General features: G+C 64.8%; 17 protein-coding genes. 10 read left to right on the forward strand and 7 right to left on the reverse strand.

Going from position 1 to position 15,046, the window contains the following annotated elements:
- Positions 1-2,700, forward strand: coding sequence for an ADOP family duplicated permease (locus tag AC0MRV_RS02505; RefSeq protein WP_472762848.1), 2,700 nt, complete (start codon positions 1-3; stop codon positions 2,698-2,700).
- 79 nt (positions 2,701-2,779) lie between these two features.
- Positions 2,780-3,178: a fluoride efflux transporter CrcB gene (gene crcB / locus AC0MRV_RS02510; RefSeq protein ID WP_472762849.1), complete on the forward strand. Its 399-nt coding sequence runs from the start codon at positions 2,780-2,782 to the stop codon at positions 3,176-3,178.
- A gap of 63 nt (positions 3,179-3,241) precedes the next feature.
- Here the strand turns inward: crcB and AC0MRV_RS02515 are convergent, their stop codons facing one another.
- The 3 genes from AC0MRV_RS02515 to AC0MRV_RS02525 form a co-directional block, all read right to left on the reverse strand.
- A complete protein-coding gene (locus AC0MRV_RS02515; protein WP_472762850.1) occupies positions 3,242-3,634 on the reverse strand; it encodes a GxxExxY protein in 393 nt (130 codons plus the stop codon).
- Positions 3,635-3,710: 76 nt separating this feature from the next.
- A complete protein-coding gene (locus tag AC0MRV_RS02520) occupies positions 3,711-3,992 on the reverse strand; it encodes a hypothetical protein (RefSeq protein ID WP_472762851.1) in 282 nt (93 codons plus the stop codon).
- A gap of 11 nt (positions 3,993-4,003) precedes the next feature.
- On the reverse strand, positions 4,004-5,656 hold the full coding sequence (locus AC0MRV_RS02525; RefSeq protein WP_472762852.1) for a ComEC/Rec2 family competence protein: 1,653 nt from the start codon (positions 5,654-5,656) through the stop codon (positions 4,004-4,006).
- 73 nt (positions 5,657-5,729) lie between these two features.
- Here AC0MRV_RS02525 and AC0MRV_RS02530 point away from each other — a divergent pair, with 73 nt between their 5' ends.
- The 4 genes from AC0MRV_RS02530 (at position 5,730) to AC0MRV_RS02545 (ending at position 8,208) form a co-directional block, all read left to right on the forward strand.
- Positions 5,730-7,109: a replication-associated recombination protein A gene (locus tag AC0MRV_RS02530; protein ID WP_472762853.1), complete on the forward strand. Its 1,380-nt coding sequence runs from the start codon at positions 5,730-5,732 to the stop codon at positions 7,107-7,109.
- Positions 7,110-7,115: 6 nt separating this feature from the next.
- Positions 7,116-7,505 (forward strand): hypothetical protein, encoded by a 390-nt coding sequence (locus AC0MRV_RS02535; protein WP_472762854.1) that lies wholly within the window; start codon positions 7,116-7,118, stop codon positions 7,503-7,505.
- A 65-nt stretch (positions 7,506-7,570) separates the two neighbouring features.
- Positions 7,571-7,738 carry a glycine zipper domain-containing protein gene (locus AC0MRV_RS02540; RefSeq protein WP_472762855.1) on the forward strand — a complete coding sequence of 56 codons (168 nt, stop codon included), beginning with the start codon at positions 7,571-7,573 and terminating at the stop codon, positions 7,736-7,738.
- A gap of 17 nt (positions 7,739-7,755) precedes the next feature.
- On the forward strand, positions 7,756-8,208 hold the full coding sequence (locus AC0MRV_RS02545; RefSeq protein ID WP_472762856.1) for a cytochrome c oxidase assembly factor Coa1 family protein: 453 nt from the start codon (positions 7,756-7,758) through the stop codon (positions 8,206-8,208).
- A gap of 21 nt (positions 8,209-8,229) precedes the next feature.
- On the opposite strand, the gene AC0MRV_RS02550 is transcribed toward AC0MRV_RS02545, so the two are convergent.
- Positions 8,230-9,552 carry an MFS transporter gene (locus AC0MRV_RS02550; protein WP_472762857.1) on the reverse strand — a complete coding sequence of 441 codons (1,323 nt, stop codon included), beginning with the start codon at positions 9,550-9,552 and terminating at the stop codon, positions 8,230-8,232.
- Between the two features lie 89 nt (positions 9,553-9,641).
- Between AC0MRV_RS02550 and AC0MRV_RS02555 the strand changes: the two genes are divergently transcribed.
- On the forward strand, positions 9,642-10,058 hold the full coding sequence (locus tag AC0MRV_RS02555) for a hypothetical protein (RefSeq protein WP_472762858.1): 417 nt from the start codon (positions 9,642-9,644) through the stop codon (positions 10,056-10,058).
- A gap of 4 nt (positions 10,059-10,062) precedes the next feature.
- On the opposite strand, the gene AC0MRV_RS02560 is transcribed toward AC0MRV_RS02555, so the two are convergent.
- From AC0MRV_RS02560 to AC0MRV_RS02570, 3 genes are all read right to left on the reverse strand, one after another.
- Positions 10,063-11,394 (reverse strand): sugar porter family MFS transporter, encoded by a 1,332-nt coding sequence (locus tag AC0MRV_RS02560; protein ID WP_472762859.1) that lies wholly within the window; start codon positions 11,392-11,394, stop codon positions 10,063-10,065.
- Between the two features lie 129 nt (positions 11,395-11,523).
- Positions 11,524-12,423, reverse strand: coding sequence for a transglutaminase family protein (locus AC0MRV_RS02565; RefSeq protein ID WP_472762860.1), 900 nt, complete (start codon positions 12,421-12,423; stop codon positions 11,524-11,526).
- A 15-nt stretch (positions 12,424-12,438) separates the two neighbouring features.
- Positions 12,439-12,843, reverse strand: a complete 405-nt coding sequence (locus tag AC0MRV_RS02570) for a hypothetical protein (protein WP_472762861.1) — start codon at positions 12,841-12,843, stop codon at positions 12,439-12,441.
- Between the two features lie 213 nt (positions 12,844-13,056).
- Here AC0MRV_RS02570 and ribH point away from each other — a divergent pair, with 213 nt between their 5' ends.
- The 3 genes from ribH to ftsY all read left to right on the forward strand — a co-directional run bounded on the left by ribH (position 13,057) and on the right by ftsY (position 15,045).
- Positions 13,057-13,530 (forward strand): 6,7-dimethyl-8-ribityllumazine synthase, encoded by a 474-nt coding sequence (gene ribH, locus AC0MRV_RS02575; protein WP_472762862.1) that lies wholly within the window; start codon positions 13,057-13,059, stop codon positions 13,528-13,530.
- Positions 13,527-13,979 carry a transcription antitermination factor NusB gene (gene nusB, locus AC0MRV_RS02580; protein WP_472762863.1) on the forward strand — a complete coding sequence of 151 codons (453 nt, stop codon included), beginning with the start codon at positions 13,527-13,529 and terminating at the stop codon, positions 13,977-13,979. Before ribH ends, nusB begins: the two co-directional genes overlap by 4 nt.
- Before the next feature lie 97 nt (positions 13,980-14,076).
- A complete protein-coding gene (ftsY, locus tag AC0MRV_RS02585; RefSeq protein ID WP_472762864.1) occupies positions 14,077-15,045 on the forward strand; it encodes a signal recognition particle-docking protein FtsY in 969 nt (322 codons plus the stop codon).
- The last annotated feature ends 1 nt before the right edge of the window (position 15,046 follow it).

The raw sequence follows: 15,046 nt of genomic DNA on the forward strand, positions 1-15,046 counted from the left end.
ATGAATGTATTCAAGAAACTCACCCACGCCCTGCGCACGCTCCTGCGCGGCAAACAGGTGGACGCCGAGATGGCCGAGGAAATGCGTTACCACCGTGAAGCCCAGGTCGAGGCCAACCTCGCCGCCGGCATGTCGCGGCAGGAGGCGGTGCGGGCGGCCAATCTGCAGTTCGGCCCGGCCGACGCCATTGCCGAAGCCGGTCGCGAGGCGCGCGGTTTTGCCTGGCTCACCCACCTGCGCCAGGACCTGCGCTACGGCTTGAAGATGCTGCTCAAGCACAAGGGCTTCACGTTCGTCGCCGTCATGACGCTGGGCCTCGGGCTCGGCGCCAACATCACGATTTTTTCGGTCATCGACATTTTCTTTTTCCAGCCGCTGAAGGTGACCGCGCCGGAGCGACTCGTGGTCATGAACCGGCACGACCCGGCCAACCAGTTCGCCTCGATGTTTTCGTGGGCCGACTACGAGGCTTATCGTGACCAAGTGCCGGGACTGGAAGACGCCAGTGCGGTGATGTTGCGTCCGGTGCACCTCGCCTGGTCCGGGCAGATGCCCCATCGCACGTGGATCGAAAACATCAGCCCCAATTATCTTGAAGCCTTGGGGGCCAAGGCGAGCCGGGGCCGTTTGTTCCTGCCCGGCGAAGGCGAACAGCCGGGAGCCGATCCCTACATCGTGCTCAATCACTCCTACTGGACGGATCGCCTCGGCGCCGACCCTGGCGTCATCGGTCGTTCGGTCGCCATCAACGGCAAGCCCATGGAGGTGATCGGCGTCGCCCAGGCCGGGTTCAACGGCGGTCAGTGGGGCATCGGGCCGGCGGGGTGGGTGAACATCTCCATGATGCCGACCTTGTATGGCTGGGACCAAAGCATGTTCACCAATCACGACTGGGAAGGCTTCCGCATCGTGGCCCACCTGGCGCCGGGTTACACCGAGTCGCGGGTGGAAGCGGAGATTGCGGTGGTCGATGAACGGCTCCGCCCGTTGCACCAAACCGGCAAACTCGACAACGTCACCACCGGAGTCATCCGCGAGCAGTTCAGCCGCCCCGACCCCAACGTGAGCGGATTCATGCCCTTGGCCGCGGTGGTGTTCTTTGCGCTGGTGCTGATGATCCTGCTCATCGCCTGCGCGAATGTTTCCAACCTGCTTTTTGCCCGCGCCGCCTCGCGCCAACGCGAACTCGGGATTCGCGCCGCGGTCGGCGGTTCCCGCGGGCGGCTCATCCGCCAGTTGCTCACCGAGAGCATGCTCTTGGCCCTCGTTGCCGGGGCGGCGGGATGGGGACTGAGTTACCTTGCCAGTGAGGCCCTGGCCCGGCTCTCGCCCTCGGGGGACATGCCCTTGGCAACCGAAGCGGTGACGGGTTCGTGGTGGATCCCGGTCTTTGCCGTGGCGGTGTCGCTGTTCGCCGGCATGGTCACGGGGCTTCTGCCGGCCCTGCGCGCCACCAAGCTGGATGTGCAGAAAATTCTCAAAGCCGGTGGTTCCGTCGGCGGAGGACAACGTCGGCACTGGCTGCGCAACGGCCTCGTGATCTCCCAGGTCACCTTTTGCGCCATCGTGCTGATGGCGGGCGGACTGTTCCTGCGCAGCCTGAATCACGCCGCGAAGATCCCACTGGGCTTCGACCCGCAGAACGTGGCGCTCGCTTCGATCGATTTGGACCTGCAGGGCTACGAACCGGACCATGGCCGAACCTTCCTTAAACAATTGCGCGCCGACCTCAGTGGGGTGCCCGGCGTGGAAGGGGTGGCCTTCGCCACGGTGCTGCCCATGAGCAACTCCCCCGGCTTGCGCGATGTGGCCGATGCCAACGCGCCGTTTGTGAACGACGCCGGGCTGCGGGAAGGCACGATCAATGCAGCCAGTAATCACGTTGATGAGCATTTCTTCGACACCATGCGCGTGCCGCTGCTGCGGGGTCGCGGTATCAGCGAACAGGATACGGCGGAGGCGCCGGCGGTGGTCGTCGTGAACGAGGCGCTGGCCCGCAAGTTGTGGCCGGAAGGCGACGCGATCGGTCAGCGGCTCACCAGCTACGACTTCACCGCCGAGGTGGTCGGCGTGGTGGCCACCGGTAAATACGTGATGATCAGCGAGGCAGATCGCCCGGCCTACTTCCGCCCCTACGCGCAGGCCTACAACCAGCCGGTCACCCTCTTCGTGCGCACGCAGGGCGAAGCCGCCGGTGTTTTGGCGGAACTGCGCCGCGTGCTGCAACGGCTCGACCCCGAACTGCCGGTCTACAGCACCCTCACGATGGAGGAGCACCTGCGCACCACGGCCTTCGGCTACCTGCCGTTGCGGATGGCCGCATTCATGTCCGGCGCGCAAGGCGCGGTGGGCCTGTTGCTCGCGATCATGGGCCTCTACGGCGTCGTCGCCTACTCGGTCAGCCAACGCACCCGCGAGATCGGCATTCGCCTAGCGCTGGGCGCGGACCGGGCGGACGTGTTCCGCCTCGTGGTGCGCAGTGGTCTGGTGCTCATCGTGGTGGGGCTGTCGATCGGACTGCTATTCGCCCTCGGCTTGGCCCAGGTTCTTGCGGGACTCTTGGTTGGTCTCAACCCGTTCGACCTGCCGGTCTTCGGCGGCGTCACGCTGCTGCTCTTGGGCGTTTCCTTCCTCGCCTGCTACGTGCCGGCCCGCCGCGCCATGTCGATCGACCCCGCGATCACGCTGAAGTGCGAGTAATCGCCCGGATCGCGCAGTGAATCAGCGCGGTTGCGGTCGCGGCGGATGATGCCTACGCGTTTGGGGCGACGGCATCATCATGGCACTTTATTTTTGGATATTCATGGGCAGCGGTCTGGGCGGACTCGGCCGCTTTGCCATCTCGAACCTCATGGCCGAGCGTTTTGGTGAGTCGTTCCCCTGGGGCACGCTGTGCGTGAACGTGGTCGGGTCCTTCCTCATTGGCTTTGTCGCTACGCTCACCTCGCCCGACGGGCGCGTCTTGATGGGACCCCATGCCCGCCAGTTTCTGATGGTGGGTCTGTTCGGCGGCTTCACCACCTTCTCCTCTTTCAGTCTGCAAACCCTGAATCATGCCCGTGCCGGCCAATGGCTGCACGCGGGCGGTAACGCTGTGGGCAACCTCGCGCTCTGCCTGGTCGCCGTCTCAATCGGCCACTTCGTCGCCCTGTGGCTCAACGCTACCAAGGCCGCCTGAACTAGCACGTGGAAAGGAATGGGAACGCTAATCTGCGCTGATTTTCGCTGATGGCGCGCCAATTTAAGGCGCGAATTCTGAGAGAATGAGGCGCTTCCATTCGAGCGTTCCGGCGTGTCCGAAGTTGATGAGGTAGCCGACCGGGCGGCGGGTGATGCGGAGATAGTTGAAGAGTTGCGCTTCGTGCTCGGCGGTCAGCGCCGCGACGGCTTTGAGTTCAACAACCAAGCAATCGGATACTAGGAGATCCGGGTAGTAGCGCTTGCGCAGTTCCCGCTCCTTGTAGAAGCACCGCAGCTCGGGCTTCGATTGGAAACGAATGCCGCGAAGCTCAAGTTCCACCTCCAAGCTTTCCTGGTAGATTTCTTCGCCCATGCCGTAGCCACTTTGGTTGTAGACCTCAAAAGCGGCGCCCATGAGCGCATACCCTTCTTCGCGGTAGATCTCCTTTTTCATTCGTGGATGAGTTTCGAAAATTGAGATCAGCGAATATAAGCGAAGATGAGCGTTCCCTCTCCGCCAGCGCCGCGCCTCAGCCCTTTCGCACGCGGTCTTTTTCGTCTTCGCGTTCCTCCTCGAGCCGCGCGCGTTCGCTTTGGAGCTGTTCGCGCACTTGGCCGATGGCTTCGAGGTCCTGATTGGCCATCGCCTCTTCGAGCTTCTGCTTCAGGAAGATTTCCCGCTCGGCGAGTTTGCCCTGATAGACCGTGTCGATGTCCGCCAGCTTGGTTTTTTGCTCGGCGGTGAGCGGTTTGGCCGCGTCGGGGTCCGACTTGGCGAGGCGTTCCATGGCGAGTTCGTAGGCGCTTTTCATGTGGGCCTGTTTCACGACATTCGCATGCCGCTGACAAGCACGACCGCCGCCAAGGCCGCCGGCCACCAAGGGCGGGCCCAGCGACCTTGCCAACCCTGGCTGTAGCCCCAGGCCATGACGACGAGCAGGGCGCAGATGGCACCGGGACCCCACCAGGGGTGCACGAATCCCGCCGGCCACGCCGACCCCGGGAGGCGCATCGCCGTGGCCAGCAGCGACTGCATCACGAGCAAGACCAGGGCTGCGGCGTGGTTGAACAACATCACCACTGGCGTGAGTCCGATCGCCGCCGCCAGCAGGGCGATGAAGCCGCATTTGATGACGACAAACGCGAGGGGAATGAGCACCAGATTGGCGGCCAAGGCAAACGGGCTGAACCAACCGAAGAACGCGACGCCCGCAATCAGTCCGACCAGCGTCGCGGCCCAGGCCATCGCCACGCTGGTGAGCACCTCTTCCCAGCGCCGCCGCCACCAACGCTGCCTTGAGCTCACGTCGCACTCGGGGGTGTGGCGCCAGAGGCGGAAGCGTTGCTGCCAGCGTTCGGCCATGGGCAGACCGTAGAGCAGCAAGGCCATCACGATGCCGTAGCTCATTTGAAACCCGGCGGAGAACAACTGCAGTGGATCCAGCAGCAGCACCAGCAAGGCCGACCCGGCGATGGACGACACCGGGTTTTGGGGCGCGCGGCTGATGCGGCCGAGTTGCAGGCAGGTGACCATCAACCACGCGCGCACGGCCGAGGGCGGTTGCCCGATCAGGTCCACGTAGAACGCGAGCAAGGTGCTGCCGACGATCATCGTGGCGCGCGGTCCCAACCGCAGCAGGCGCAACATCGTGTAGAGCCCCACCGCGACCACACCGATGTGTAGGCCGCTGATCGCGAAGAGGTGCATCGTGCCGCTGCGCATGAACAAGGCCTTGGCCTCGTCGCCGATCGCGCGCCGTTGGCCGAGCACCATCGCGCTCAGGGCCCCCGCCAGTGCCGGGTGATCTTCCAGGCCGGCGCCCAGCCGGCTGTCGAGTCGCTCGGCCCATGCGCCCCGCCAGCGGGCATAAGCCGAGCTCGGCAAGGTCGCGTCGACCAATCGACCGCGGCCGAGACGAAAGTTGATACCGTTGTCGATGAGGTAGGCGATGAACCCGTCGCTTTCGTCCAGCGGCGGATGTCGGGGCAAGGGTTCCAATTCGCCGCGCACCGTGATGAGTCCACCGCGCTGCACCGGAGCCGGGTTGTGGTAGCGCCACACGCGAACATGCAGCGACTGCCCGACCAAATCCTGCAGGTGAGCGTCCGCGGCGATGGCGGTGCCGATCACGCTCAAGCGCTCGTTTAGGTCGCGCGTTTGAAAGGGGCGGTCCACGCGCACGACCAGTTGCGCTTCGCGCGCGGGCAAGCGATCCCAGTCTGGCAAACGTTGGCGATGGCGCTCGAGGTGCAGCGCACCGCCAGCGGCCACCGCCAAGGCCATCGCGGCCAGCGCAAGGCGCGGCCGCCGGCGCAGCCCGAGCAAGGCGCCGCCGAGCCCGAGCAAGGCCACCGTCACGAGGACCGCCGTCGACACCGGTTCGGTGCGAGCGTGCGCGACACCGATGCCGACCGCGAAGGGCAGCACCAGCCACAAGAGTGGCGCCCGGTGACCTGAAGCGCGGTCGAGGTGCATCGCCTCCTGTAACGCTTTCCGAAAAGCGAATCTTTCATTCCGTGGTGGCTTTGTTTCATTTTGAATCCTTCCGATGGTGCCGCCCGACCAGTCCGACCTCTTTGCCGATCCCTCCGCCGGTTCCACCGCGGGGCAGGGTGGTGTGAACGACGGCGATCAATCCAAACCCGGCGCGCACCAGCCGCTTGCCGCCCGCATGCGCCCCCGCGCGCTCGCCGATATCGTGGGCCAGGAACACCTCACCCGCGCCGGCAGCCTGCTGCCGCAGCTCATCTCCACCGATCGGTTCGGCAGCCTGCTGTTTTACGGTCCGCCCGGCTGCGGCAAAACCAGCTTTGCCGAAGTCATCGCCCGCGAGACCGGCAGCCGCTTCGTGCGCATCAACGCGGTCATGTCCAACGTGGCCGAGCTGCGCGAGATCCTCTCCATCGCGCGCAAGATGCCCGAGGCGCGCACCCTCCTCTTCATCGACGAGCTGCACCGCTTCAACAAATCGCAACAGGACCTGCTCCTGCCCGATGTCGAGGAAGGCAACGTGCGGCTCATCGGCGCGACGACGCACAATCCGGGTTTTTACGTCAACCCGCCGCTCCTCTCGCGCAGTCACCTCTTCCGCCTCGAACCGCTGTCGACCGAAGCCGTCGCCTCGGTCCTCCGCCGCGCGCTGGAGGATGCCGAACGCGGCCTCGGCGATCGCGGCCTGCAGGCCGACGATGCCGTGCTCGCCGACCTCGCGGTGCTGTGCGACGGCGACCTGCGGCGCGCGCTCAACGCGCTCGAGGTCATCGCGCTGTCGCTCGACGGCAAGACAGCCATCGAACCGGCTGAGTTGGAGGCCTTCGCCCGCGAACGTCGCATCCGTTACGACGCCAACGAGGACGAGCATTACGACACCATCTCGGCCTACATCAAAAGCTGCCGGGGTGGTGATCCCGATGCCGCGATGTATTGGTTGGCCAAGATGTTGGAGGGCGGCGAAGACCCGCGCTTCATCGCGCGGCGTCTCGTGATTCTCGCCAGTGAGGACATCGGCCTGGCCGATCCCTTCGCGCTGCCCTTGGCGGTCTCGGCCCACCACGCCTGCGATTTCATCGGCCTGCCCGAAGCCGAGCTCACGCTCGCGCATGCCACCCTGCACATCGCCTGCGCGCCCAAGAGCAACTCCGCCACCATGGCGCTCGCGGCGGCGAAGCAGGCGATCAAGTCGGCCCCGGTGCAAAGCGTGCCAACGCATCTCCGCGACAAGGGCGGGAAGGCCAGCAAGCGGATGGGGCACGGCAAGGGTTACCTCTACTCACACGATTTCCCGGAAGGCATTTCGGGTCAGACCTACCTCGAGCAACCGCTCAAAATCTACGAACCCTCGGCCAACGGTCTTGAACCGCGCATCGCCGACCGCCTCGCGCGTTGGGAAGCGCTCCGCGGCGAACGGCGCGGCGAGCGTGGGGAGTGATGGGACATGACCGCGCGTTCGTCTTCGCCGAATCCGGTGCGCGTGTATGGGCTCCTGTTCATCGTGGTCGCGGTCTTCGCGGCACTGGCCGTGATGATTCTTCCGCTGTTCTCCGCGAAACTGAAGTTGGTGAACCACTCGGGTGAAATGCTGACAGCCGTTACCGTGACTGCGAGTGGCCAGACCTTCCCGGTGGGTGACTTGGCGCCGGGCGAGGAACGCACCGTGACCTTGGTTCGCTACACCGATTCAAGCTGGGTGATCGACGGCCGCTGGTCGGATGGTGCGCCGTTCACGTTTCGTTTCGGCTACATCACGCATAACATGAATTTCAGGGACACCGCATGGTTTGAGCAGGCGCGGGCAGTGCGGTTCGAACCCCAAGTCGGACGGTGATGAGGCCTGCTCGCCGAGGCCGTTTTGTTTTGTGATCCCGACCACGTTCGACCAGCGTTTGGCGCATGAATTCGAACCCTGGTTCGAGAATCGGCGCTGGCTTGGCGATTGGCCTTGGCGTGGGCACGGCCTTGGGGGTGGCCGTGGGCAACCTTGGCCTGGGCCTGGCCTTGGGCGTGGCGCTCGGTCTTCCGCTCGGGGCGTTCATGTCGAAGCGGGACAGCGATCGCTAGCGCGGCGAAGTTAAACGATGAACGCACCCCCTCCGCTGTCACCCCCGCGTCGTCCCGATTGGCTGCAGCGCCATTGGAAGTGGGCGGTGCCCGTGGCCGTCGCGGTGTTGGCGGCGGCCTGTTTGGCTTTCGTGCTCGGGCTTACCTCGCTCATCAAACGTAGCCAGGCTTACACGCTGGCCGTGGCCCAGGCGCGGGAGAACCCGGCGGTGGTGAGAGCCTTGGGGGAGCCGATCACGGAAGGCTGGTGGGTGGTCGGGGAGGTAAGTTTCACCAATGATGCTGGGTCGGCGCGCCTGATCATTCCATTGCACGGACCCCAGGCCTCCGGAACGCTTCATGTGACCGCGGAGCGGGAGGCTGGGGTCTGGCGATTCGAGGATCTGGTGCTGGTGAGTGACGTCCTTGCGCCTCCCCTTGACCTGCTAAAACAGCCCAAGTCGCTCGATGCTTCGATCGACCAGCCGTAGGCCGAGGCGAGGGCGAGACTCTCAAGCACTCACGTCCGGCAGGCGGTGACCCAGCAGCACGCCGGCCAAGGCACAGGCGGCGAAGACTCCGAGGGCCAAGGGCAGCGACAGCAGTGACAGCGCGCCGGTGATCGTGCCGGCGATGAGGAGCAGCACGCCAATCACGCTGTTACTGACGGCCACGTAGTCTGTGCGTTGATCGCCCTCCGCCATGTCGACGAGGTAGGTCTTACGACCGAGGCGCACGCCGCTGTGGGCGACGCCCAGCGCGAAAAAGAGCGCGGGGAACGCGATCTGCGCGACCTCGCGCGAAAGCTCGAGGAAGGTGAGGCCGATCACGACCGCGAGGAGCCCCGCGACCAAGCCCATCGCGACGCGCAGCACGGCGCGGCTGGAGGCATCGGCGAAGCGGCCCCAAATCGGCGCCGACACCATGGCGGCGAGTCCATCGACGATGATGAAGATGCCGAGCCATTGCGCGGCGCCGCCGAGTTCGCGATGGGCGAGAGAGATCACAAACGGCGCGCTCAGACCGGAACCGACCGCGAGCGCCCGCACCGTGACGAAGTCGCGGAAGGGACGATCGTCACGCAGCAGTTGCAGGCGCTCCTTGGCGTGATCCCAGGCGTTGCCGCCGCCGCTGGTTTCACCGGGGAATTCCTGCACCGTGGCGTAGATCGACGCGGCGCCGAGCCAGAGAGCGGCGGCGATAAGCAGCCAGATGAGAAAGAGCGACGACGAGCCATCGGTGCCCTCCGGGCGCAGCAGCAGCAGCACGCCGGCGCCGAGGGCGAGCACGCCGCTCAGCGACGACTTCCAGCCCGAAAGCCGGCCGCGGCGGGTTTTGGGTATGGATTTTCCCAATACATCCTTGGAGGCGATGGAGCAGAAGCCGCGCGCCAGGGCGAACCATGCGACCAGTGCCACCACGGCCAACCCGGCGGCGGTGCCTTCGAGGGTTGTGGCCACGAGCGCGAGACCGGCCACCGCGGCGGCTTGGGCGATCGCCCCGCCCACCCAAACCCACTTGCGCAAGGGCAGGCGCCGCAGCGTGCCGGCGATGAACAGCTGGGGCAGGAGCGAACCGGCTTCGCGCAGCGGCACGATGAGCGCGAGAAACAGCGAAGGCGCGCCGACCGCCTGCAACAGCCAGGCGAGCGTCGTTTTGGGATTGGCCAGTCGATCCCCAAGGCCGGTCAGCGTCTGGGCGGCCAGCTGGCGCAGGAAGTTTCCGGGCACCTCGCGACAGGCTTTGTCGGAGATGGCTTTGCACACCCGCGCGTCCTCGTCGTTGGCGAGGGCTTGGTAAAGGTGTTCGACCCAATCGGAACGCGAAGAACGCATGACGTAAAAGCGTGGTCAGAAACGCGTCTGGCTCAAGCGGGGTGGCCGCGTGACTTGCCTCGAGGCGGATTGCGGGGCAGCGTGTCGGCATGAAGCGCCTGTCCCCCTTGCTCCTGCTCGTCCTCGTGTTTGCGATGCCGCTTGGCAGTTGGGCCCAGGGAACGAAGGACGCGGAGGAGGAGCCGGAGATCATTGGCATCCAAATGGCGCGGAAGGGCGGCGGTTATTACGGCTTCAACGTCGAAAACCTGTCGTTCGTGCTGCGCTTCTACGACGAGGAGAAAAAAGAGGTCGCGCCGGACGCGATTCGCGCGATGGCTCGCTGGAACCAGCCGAACAAAGCCGGACAGCAGCGCACGGTGCTCGGGGTGTCCGGCAACAAGCTGAGTTCACCGCCGGTGGCGCGGCCGCCCTATGCCTTTGTGGTTTTCCTCACCTTGATCGGGTCCGACGGCGAGGTGATGGAGTCGATTTCCTTCAACGCGCGCAGCTTGTCGGCGGATTGAGCCCTCAGGTTAAGCCGAGGCGGCGCTGAATTTCCTCCAAGGGCACGCCCTTGGTTTCCGGCACCATCAAGCGCACCCACAGAAGTTGCAGCACCATCATGCCGGTGAAGATGAGGAACACCGCGCCTGGGGGCATGAGTTCAACCAGTTTGGGAAAGACGGACGTGAGCAACGCGGCGAACACCCAATGGGTGCTGGACCCGAGTGCCTGACCTTCCGCGCGATGGCGATTGGGAAAAATCTCGGAGATGAACACCCAGATCACCGCGCCCTGACCCACGGCATGCGCGGCGATGAACGCGAAGATACAGGCCGGAACGATCGCATAGGTTTCACTGAAGAACGCCCAGGCGGTGAGTCCGAGCGAGGTGATGTAGCCGATTGAGCCGAGGTAGAGTAGGGTGCGGCGGCCAAGCCGATCGATGAGCCAGAGACCGACAAAGGTGAAAACCAGGTTGGTGATGCCGATACCCACCGACTGCAGCAGCGCGGCGCGTTCGCCGAGACCCGTCAGGGCGAAGATGCGCGGCGCGAAATAAAGCACCGCGTTGATCCCCGAGAGCTGATTGAAGAACGCGATGAGGAAGGCGAGCAGGATGGGTTTGCGCAGGTGCCCCGCCCACATCGAACCCGCCTCGCGCTGCTCGGTCGCAGCGGCCTCGGCAATGGTCCGGGCCTGCGCCGCGATGGCGCTCTCGTCGGCGTCCGGTTGGATCAGGCGCAGCACGGCTTGACCTTGCTCGATGTCACCCTTGCGCGCGATCAGCCAACGCGGGCTTTCCGGGATACGCAGGCAAAGCACCGTGTAAATGAGCGCGGGCACGGCCTCGATCGCCAACATCCAGCGCCATGCGTGGTCGCCGCCGAGACCGCTGATCAGGGCATTGGACAGGAACGCGACCAGGATGCCGAAGACGATGTTGAACTGAAACAGCCCGGCCAAGCGACCGCGCCGTTCGGGCGGCGAGATTTCGGCGATGTAGAGCGGCGCGGCGACGGTGGAAATGCCGACGCCCAGCCCGCCCAGAAAGCGGGCGATGATGAAGGCATTCACATCGGTCGCCAAACCGGACCACAGTGCCGACACGAAGTAGAGCAGCCCGATCGCAATCAGGGTGGGGCGGCGACCGAAGCGGTCGGTGGGCCAACCGCCGATCAGCGCGCCGAGCACGGTGCCATAGAGGGCCGAGGCGATCGCGATGCCGTGCAACGTGGCGCTCAGCGACCAGAGTGTCTGGATCTTTTGTTCGGCGCCGGAAATAACGACCGTATCGAAGCCAAAGAGAAATCCGGCCAGAGCCGAAGTGAGGGACCAGAAAAACAATCGGGAGGACATGGCGGGGCAGGGGTGACGCGGATACCGGTGCGAGCGTTTCCGATCGGCGAGGCGAAAGCGGAGGCATCGCGGTTTTGTCCGCGAGCTCGAAGCTTAACACACCTGGCCAGCGGCCAGGGAAACACCGACTCAGCCGAGTCGCGTCATCTGCACCGCGGCGGTGAGGCGTTCGGTGCGGGTGCCCTTGAATACGCCGCGCGTGGGCGTGCAATCGTGGTAGTCGCGGCCGGCGCCGACTTGCACGTGTCGCTCGCCGGCGACGCAGTCGTTGGTGGGATCGAGCGCCCACCAATGGCCGCCGGGCAGGCAGACCTCGACCCAGGCATGGCTCTCGGCGGCGCCGATGAGGGCGGGCGCGGCCGTTCGCTTCCGCGAAGCCTTGGTGGTCGCGGCGGCATCGCGCTGCGAATCGGTTTCGATGTAGCCGACGAGGTAGCGTGCGGGGATCTCCGCCGAGCGCAGCACGGCGATCATGAGCTGGGCAAAATCCTGGCAGACGCCCTGACCCTTTTCGAGGACCTCGGCGACGGGCGTGTCGAGGCGAGTCGAACCTGGCACGTAGCGGAAGTTGTCGTGGATCCAGTGGTTGAGCTCAAGCGTGGCGGGGCCGATGGCGTGACCCGGCCGAAAGAAGCGGTTGGCGAGTTTGTTGACACCGGCGGAGAACTGGATCGCGGCCGAGGGGTTGAGGAACTCGAAGTAACGCAGCGGTTCACTGCGGTAGAGTTGGCGGGCTTCGGAGACACTCAGCTCGAGCGCGACTGAGGGCGGGGCGATTTCATGCGTCTCCACTTCGGCGTGGCTGTCGAGCACGAGCTCGGCGTGGCGTTGCACGATGGAGAAGGTCTGCACGGCATTGCCGAAGTAGTCGGTGTAGGCGTGCAGGTTGGCGACCGGGATGGTTTCGAGCCGATGTTGGCGGACTTTTTGGCGCTCGTTGTCCATCGGGCGCAGCCGCACTTCCATGAACGACTCCGAAGCGGCGCCGGCGTAGCGGTAGTGGGTGCGATGGTGGATGGCGAAAAGCATGCCGAGAGCGGCCCATCAGGACCGCTCGTAGCGTGACTGCCAAGTCTGGAGCGACTCCGACGACAAGCTGTTTACCGCCTCGGAAATCTGGCTGATGGAGTGGTCGATCCGTTCCGGGGCGACCGCGCCCGGGCGGCGCTGGTTCAGCTCGTTCGCCATGCGCAGGATGGCGAGTTGATTGTTCACGACATCCATCAGCATGCCCTGCACCGAATTGATGGTGGCGAGGCGGGCCAGGCGTTGACGGCGGCGCACGATCCAAAAGATCAAGCCGTGCAGGCCGCCGACTCCGGTGGCGGTGATGGCGGTGGCCATCCAGAGGTCAGCGCCCACCCGTGAGGCGATGAGGCCGATGAGGAGGATCACGAGAATGCCAGCGCCGGTGAAGTGGATTTCCATATTCCGAAGCAAGTGATTCATCTAGCAGGGAACAGGTGGCTTGGAGTTTGAGCAAACGAGTGGCGATTGATCCGTGAGCCTTTACAGGATTTTGAAATCCCGGGCGTGCAGAGGTGGGGCGGGCGGGTGTCGATTCGGGTTGCGGATCGGGGCGTCCGGGGCGTCGGTAGGGCCGTGCGGCATTGACGCGAGGTTTGGCAACGCCCATTCCGCCCTCCACAGTATCCTTCTTCCATGAGTCTCGATTCACCCAGTTCCCTGCAGATTGACGGTGCCGGTTTCCGCGTCGGCATCGTGGCGGCGCGCTTCAACCAGCGCTACGTCGAGGGCCTGCTCGACGCCGCGCATGCGGTGCTGCGGGACGCGGGCGTGACCGAGGCCAACATCAACGTGGTGCGGGTGCCGGGCAGCGGGGAGCTGCCGACCGGGGCGCAGTTGCTGTTGGGCAAATACCGTTTCGACGTGCTCATCGCACTCGGCGTGGTGATCAAGGGCGGCACCTTGCATGACCAGCTCGTGGCGGAGGCGGCGCAGCAGGGCCTCCTGCGGGTGAGTCTCGACAGCCGCACGCCCATCATCGCCGGGGTGGTGACGGCCAACGACGATGCCCAGGCTGAGTTACGCTGCCTGGGTGAAATCAATCGCGGGGCCGAGTTTGCCCGCGGGGCCCTCGAGATGGCGGCCCTCAAGAAGTCCCTTTCCAAATGAGCAAAGCCCTTTTCGCCCAGCGTCGTGACGGCCGTGTCGCCGCCATGCAGTTTCTTTACTCGTGGAGTCTCAATCCGCCGCAAAACCTCGCGGAGGATCTGCGCGTGTTTTTCGAAAACCTCGAGACGACCGAAAAGCCCCGGGAGCATTTCGCTTTCGGTGAGGAGATCATCAGCGGCGTGATCCAGAGCCTCGACGAGATCGATGCCCGCATCCGGCAACTTGCCCATAATTGGGAGTTCGATCGCATCGCGCGCATCGACCTGGCGATCCTGCGCCTGGCCATCTATGAGATGCTCTTTCGCAAGGACATTCCGCCGGTGGTTTCGATCAACGAGGCGATCGATCTCTCCAAGCAGTTTTCCACCGCCGACTCCAAGCGCTTCATCAACGGCATCCTGGATCGCCTGAAGGGCCAGCTCGGCCGCGACGCCCGCAAGGCGGAATAGGTGTTATTTCAGCCACGAATCACCCGGATGGACACGGATCCGTTCCGCCGACATTCGTGCTCATCCGTGAAATCCGTGGCCAAAAAATCTGAATCTGATGTTCGGACTGTTTAAGAAGTTTAAGAGCGGTTTTTCGAAAACCGTCGCGGCCATTTCCAATACGACCCGCGGGCTCTTTGGCGGGCGCAAGATCGATGCGTCGTCCTTGGACGAACTCGAGGAGGCGCTCTACACGGCCGACTTCGGGGTCGAGACCACCGAGGAGATTCTCGACGAGATCAAGAAGGCCTACCGCAAGGACCCTGAGCTGAAGGGGCAGGCCGCCGCCGAGATTGGCGCCCGGGTGCTGGAGCGCGCGTTGGAGGGGAGCGAGGGTAAGTTTGCGCCTGTAGCCGGGGTCGTTGACCCCGGTGCCGGTCCGGGCTCAACGAGTCCGGCCACAGCAAACCCGCTGGTCGTGGCCCTCATCGGCGTCAACGGCTCCGGCAAGACCACGACGTCGGCAAAACTTGGATACATGCTCAAGCAGGACGGCCAGTCCGTCATGCTGGCGGCCTGCGACACCTTTCGCGCCGCCGCAGTCGAGCAGCTCAAATCCTGGGCGACGCGCTTGGAGCTGCCGATCGTCGCGAGCCACACCGGCGCGGATGCGGCCGCGGTCGCTTACGATGCCTGGGCCGCCGCCAAGTCGCGCGGCGCGCAGACCTTGCTGGTCGACACGGCCGGCCGCCTCCACACCAAGAGCAACCTCATGGAGGAGTTGGCGAAGATCCGCCGCGTGTTGCAGAAGCACGACCCGGCCGCGCCGCATCATTCCTGGCTGGTGGTGGACGGCTCGCTGGGCACCAACTCGATCGAGCAGGCCAAGGTGTTTCACGAAAAGTTCGGTCTCACCGGGCTCATTGTGACCAAGCTCGACGGCACCTCACGCGGTGGGGCGATCGTGGGTATCTGGCGCGAGTTGAAGCTGCCGATCTTTTTCCTCGGCCTCGGCGAACAACCCGACGACCTGCAGCCCTTCAACGCCCGCAACTACGCCCGCGCGGTGTTTGGTTTGGAGGCCTAAG

It is taken from the genome of Actomonas spartinae, from assembly GCF_051209155.1.
In the GTDB taxonomy this organism is placed as follows: domain Bacteria; phylum Verrucomicrobiota; class Verrucomicrobiia; order Opitutales; family Opitutaceae; genus Actomonas.